The 4,583-nt window shown below is 74.8% G+C and carries 5 protein-coding genes; 2 read left to right on the top strand and 3 right to left on the bottom strand.

Features of this window, described 5'->3' with window-relative positions:
• Positions 1–1,034: NAD(P)H-dependent flavin oxidoreductase (locus tag HW577_RS21155; protein ID WP_198378102.1), on the top strand; the 1,034-nt coding region annotated here is incomplete at its 5' end.
• A 38-nt stretch (positions 1,035–1,072) separates the two neighbouring features.
• On the opposite strand, the gene HW577_RS21150 is transcribed toward HW577_RS21155, so the two are convergent.
• Together HW577_RS21150 and HW577_RS21145 are read right to left on the bottom strand one after the other, a co-directional pair.
• Entirely contained in the window at positions 1,073–2,296 is a 1,224-nt protein-coding gene (locus tag HW577_RS21150) for an MFS transporter (protein ID WP_198378101.1), read from the bottom strand.
• On the bottom strand, positions 2,293–3,045 hold the full coding sequence (locus HW577_RS21145) for an ArsR/SmtB family transcription factor (RefSeq protein WP_198378100.1): 753 nt from the start codon (positions 3,043–3,045) through the stop codon (positions 2,293–2,295). The genes HW577_RS21150 and HW577_RS21145 overlap by 4 nt, the downstream gene beginning before the upstream one ends.
• Positions 3,046–3,145: 100 nt before the next feature.
• Between HW577_RS21145 and HW577_RS21140 the strand changes: the two genes are divergently transcribed.
• Positions 3,146–3,496 (top strand): antibiotic biosynthesis monooxygenase family protein, encoded by a 351-nt coding sequence (locus tag HW577_RS21140; protein ID WP_198378099.1) that lies wholly within the window; start codon positions 3,146–3,148, stop codon positions 3,494–3,496.
• Positions 3,497–3,503: 7 nt separating this feature from the next.
• Here the strand turns inward: HW577_RS21140 and HW577_RS21135 are convergent.
• Positions 3,504–4,583, bottom strand: a 1,080-nt coding sequence (locus tag HW577_RS21135) for a pyridoxal phosphate-dependent aminotransferase (protein ID WP_198378098.1), incomplete at its 5' end; no start/stop codon positions are given.

Below are 4,583 nucleotides of genomic sequence, written 5' to 3'. Positions count from 1 at the left end.
CCGCCGCCTTCTGCGCGCGCTTCGGCCTCGCCGCGCCGATCCTGATGGCACCGATGGCCGCGGCCTCGCCGCCCGCGCTCGCCGCCGCCGTCGCCAATGGCGGCGGCATGGGCGCGCTCGGCGCGCTCTCCACCACGCCCGAGGGCATCGCCGCCTGGGCCGCCGACTTCCGCGCGCGTTCCAACGGCGGCTTTCAGGCGAATCTCTGGATCCCGGACCCGCCGCCCGCGCGCGACGCGGCGCGCGAAGCGGCGATGGCCGACCACCTCGCCGGCTTCGGCCCGCGCCCTTCCATCCCCGAAGGTCCCTTCCTGCCCGATTTCGACGCGCAATGCCGCGCGATGCTGGACGCCGGGCCGCGCGCCATCTCCTCCATCATGGGCGTCTTCCCGCCCTGGGTCGTCGCTGAAGCCAAGGCGCGCGGCATCGCCTGGTTCGCCTGCGCGACCACGCTCGCCGAAGCACGCGAAGCCGCCGCCGCCGGCGCCGACGCCATCGTCGCCCAAGGCGCGGAAGCGGGCGGGCATCGGGGCGCCTTCGACCATGCCAGCGCGGAATCGCAACTGACCGGCGGCCTCGCGCTGATCCCGCGCTTCGCCGATGCGCTCGACCTGCCGGTCATCGCCACCGGCGGCATCGCCGATGCGCGCGGCATCGCCGCGGCCCTCACCCTCGGCGCCAGCGCCGTGCAGATCGGCACCGGCTTCCTGCGCTGCCCGGAAGCGGGCACGCATCCCGCCTGGGCGGCGGCGCTGGCCGAGGCCGAACCGGAAGGCACGCGGCTGACGCGCATCTTCTCCGGCCGCCTCGGCCGCGGTATCGCGAACGAGGTGGTGCGCGGCGAAAGCCCGCCGCCGGCGCCCTATCCGGTGCAGCGCGCACTCTTCGCACCCGTGCGCACGGCGGCGGAAAAGGCGGGTGACGCACGCGCGATGCAGATGTGGGCGGGACAGGCGGCACGACTCGCGGCCGAGGAACCCGCGGCGGAACTGACAGCGCGGCTTTGGAGCGAGGCGCGGGTGTTGCTGCCGTAAGCCGGGGGGAGAAGGGAACTTCTCCCCCCAGACCCCCCTCAACCTTCCTTGTCACCCGCGGGCAGCAGCAGCCAGCCCGCCAAACCCAGAAGAAGCGCCAGGGACAAGACACCGAAGCCGGCACGATAGGCCGCTTCGGGGCGCAGGCCGCCCACCTCCGGGAACAGGCCGACCACGGCCCCCACCATCAAGGGCAGCAAGGCAGACCCCAGCACCTGCGCCATGTTCACCGTCGTCGCGCCCCGGCCCACCAGATGATCCGGGAACAACGCACGACCCTCCGCCACCACCAGCACCGGATAGGCGGAAAACAGCACCAGCAGGACCAGCAGCAGCAGTGCCACGGCCAGCGGCAACCCTGGCAGCAGCGCGAGCAGCGCCAGCATCAGCGCCGCCAGCCCCGCCCCCGCCGTCACGATCGCCCGCCGCCGCCCCGTCGCGCGCTCGAGCGGCCCGATGCCGAGCAACCCCGCCGGCATCGCAACCCCCATCGCCGCCAGCGCCCAGCCGCGCCCGGCCGCGTCCAGCCCATGCACATCCGCCAGATACGGCCCGGCCCAGAGCCCGATCACCGTCGCCGCCGCGGCATAGGCGACCAGATGCATCGACAGCACGCGCGGCAGGCCCGGCAGCCGCCAGATCGAGACCTGGCCCGCCAGCGCCTCCCGCAACGTCTCGGGCTTGCGCGGCGGGGCTGGCCGGTCCGGCGGATCGTCCCGCACCCAGCGCCACCACAGCACCAGGCAGGCGGCGGTCAGCAGCGCGGAAGCCCCCAGCGCCCCCCGCCAGCCGACCAGCCCCGCCACCGCCGCGAGCGGCGCGCCCGCGACCAGGATCCCCATCTGCGACAGCGCGAAGACGCGCGACAAGGCGAGCGTCATCTCGCTGCCCTTGTGCCAGCGCGCGCAGAGCACGACCGCGGCCATGAAGGACGCCCCGCAGCCGAGCCCGAGCAGGAACCGCGCGGCGAGCAGCATCGCCCCATCCGTCGCGAAGGCCTGCGCCGCGGCCCCCAGCACGGCGAGGCCCGTCAGCGCCGCCACCGTCCTGCGCGGCCCCGCGCGATCGAGCGCGATGCCCACCGGCACCTGCGCCACCAGCAGCGCGGCGAAGAACATCCCGTTCGCCGCGCCCAGCACCGCTGGGCTCAGCGCGAGATCGGCGGACAACTCGGGTGCGACCACGCCGAGCGATGCGCGATGGAACTGCGACAGCCCGGTCATGGCGGCAAGCGCCGCCATCAGCGCCATGGCCGCGCTCATGCGGACAGGTCGAGCCCCAGCCCGTCGCGCAGCGCGCGCGCCCCTTCGGGCGTGAGCGCGAGCCGCCGGCGCGCGAGGATGTCGCCATCGCCTTCCGCCGGCAGGCGCCGCAGCCAGCCGCGGCCGATCCAGCCCGTCGCGATCTCCCGCGCCAGGCCACCGGCGAGATGCGGGCGGCGTTCGGACCAGTCCATGCAATCACGCGCGATGCAGGCGCGTGCGACACAACGATGCGTGGCGACGCGCGGGGCGCGGGCGGCCGCGTCGAGATCGACGCCGGTGGCCGCCAGCCGCGCGCGCCCTTCCGTCGTCGCGTCCCACCCGCCCGGCACGGGCACCAGCCACCCCGCCCCGGTCAGCCGCGCATGCAGCGCGACGCCGATGCGACCGGCCAGATGGTTCCAGCACAGCCGCGCCGCGCGCGCCGCCTCCCCATGCTTCCACGGGCGCGGCGGGGCGGCGATGCGCGCGGCGAGGCCGCCCAACGTCTCGATCGCCGCAGCCACTTCCTCGGACGCCAGCCGGACATAGCGATGCCGTCCCTGCGCATGGACCAGCAGCAGCCCGCCATCGGCCATGCGCGCCAGATGCCCGCTTGCAGTCGCCGCCGTGACACCCGCCACGCGCGCCAGTTCACCGGCCGTCAGCGCCTCTCCGCCCATCAGCGCGGCGAGCATGCGCGCCCGCGCCGGGTCGGCCATCAGCGCGGCGGTGGCGGCGAGCGGGCCGGGGGCGGTGGGGTCGGTCATGGCGCGATGCTACACCGGGCTGCGGCGGGACGCTTCGGCGCCCCGCGAAGCGATGGCCGCGCCGCCATGCGACACGGCGCGGGGCAGGGGAGGGGTTCGCATGATCGCTGTGATCTTCGAGGTGCAGCCGGCCGAGGGGCGGGAGGAGGACTACCTCGCCATGGCCGCCACCATGCGGGCGGAATTGCAGAAGCAGCCCGGCTTCGTCTCTGTCGAGCGCTTCCGCAGCATCACCACGCCGGGGAAGCTGCTCTCCCTCTCCTTCTGGGAGGACGAGGAGTCCGTGCGCGCCTGGCGCTGCCATGGCGGTCATCGCGGCGCGCAGCGCGCCGGGCGGGACGGGATGTTCGCCGGCTACCGCCTGCGCGTCGCCGCCGTGCTGCGCGACTATGGCCGGGACGAGCGGCGCGAGGAGGCGCCGGCGGACAGCAACGCGCTGTGGGGGCTGTAGCGGCGCCTCAGCGCCCGAGCCAAGCCGAAAGCCGCGCTGGCGCCGCCGCCATCTCCGCCGCCGGCCCGCAATAGGAGAAGCGGAGGAAGCGCGCGCCGCGCTCGCGGTCGAAGTCGAGGCCCGTGGTCGCGGCGATCCCCGCTTTCTCCAGCATCTCCGCGCAGAAGGCGGCGCTGTCGTTGGTCAGGTGCCCGACATCGCACCACAGGTAGAAGGCGCCATCGGCCGCCGCGATCCGGTCGATCCCCGCGCGCGGCAGGCCCTCGAGCAGCGCCGCACGGCTCGCGGCATAGGCGGCCTTGTTCGCCTCCAGCTCATCCGTGCAGTCCATCGCGGCCTCGGCGGCCACTTGCGCGACATGGGGCGCGCTGATGAACATGTTCTGCGCGAGGCATTCCACCGGGCGGACCAGGTCCTCGGGCAGCAGCAGCCAGCCGATGCGCCAGCCCGTCATGGACCAGTATTTCGAGAAGGAATTCACCACCACCGCGCTGTCGCTGAAGGCCGCCGCCGTGCTCTCGGCCACCGTGCCCCAGGTCAGCCCGTGGTAGATCTCGTCGCTGATCAGCCGCACCTCGTTCGCGTGGCACCAGCGCGCGATCGCCGCGAGTTCCTCCGGCGCCAGCATGGTCCCGGCCGGGTTGCAGGGGCTGGCGACGATTAGCCCCGCCGGGCGCGGGTCGAGCCGCTCCAGCATGGCGATCGTCGGCTGGAAGCGCGTGGCCGCGTCGCAGGGCAGCAGCACCGGCTCCATGCCGAGCGCGGTCAGGATGTTCGCATAGGGCGGGTAGAAGGGCGCCGCCATCGCCACCCGGTCGCCGCGGTCGAAGGCGGCGAGGAAGGCGAGCGGGAAGGCGCCGGAGGCGCCGACCGTCACCGCGATCCGCGATTCCGCCACGGCGGCGCCATAGCGTTCGGCGTAGTGCCGCGCGATGCGCGCGCGCAGGCTGCGCAGCCCGAAGGCTTCCGTGTAGCCCATCGGCGCGCCGGCCGAGAGCGCGGCGATCGCCGCGTCCCGCGCGCCGCGCGGCGCCCCGGTGCCGGGCTGGCCGACCTCCATGCGGATGATGCCGGGCGCGCCAGGGGG

The organism is Neoroseomonas rubea (genome assembly GCF_016106015.1).
Taxonomy (GTDB): domain Bacteria; phylum Pseudomonadota; class Alphaproteobacteria; order Acetobacterales; family Acetobacteraceae; genus Neoroseomonas; species Neoroseomonas rubea.
Note: the sequence above shows the minus strand (reverse complement) of the source record. Positions and strands in the feature narration are given on the sequence as shown.

Bases quoted from the DNA above. Each gene is read 5' to 3' on its own strand.
- HW577_RS21150 (WP_198378101.1), bottom strand. From the start codon at position 2,296: ATGAGCGCGGCCATGGCGCTGATGGCGGCGCTTGCCGCCATGACCGGG.
- HW577_RS21140 (WP_198378099.1), top strand. From the start codon at position 3,146: ATGATCGCTGTGATCTTCGAGGTGCAGCCGGCCGAGGGGCGGGAGGAG.
- HW577_RS21145 (WP_198378100.1), bottom strand. From the start codon at position 3,045: ATGACCGACCCCACCGCCCCCGGCCCGCTCGCCGCCACCGCCGCGCTG.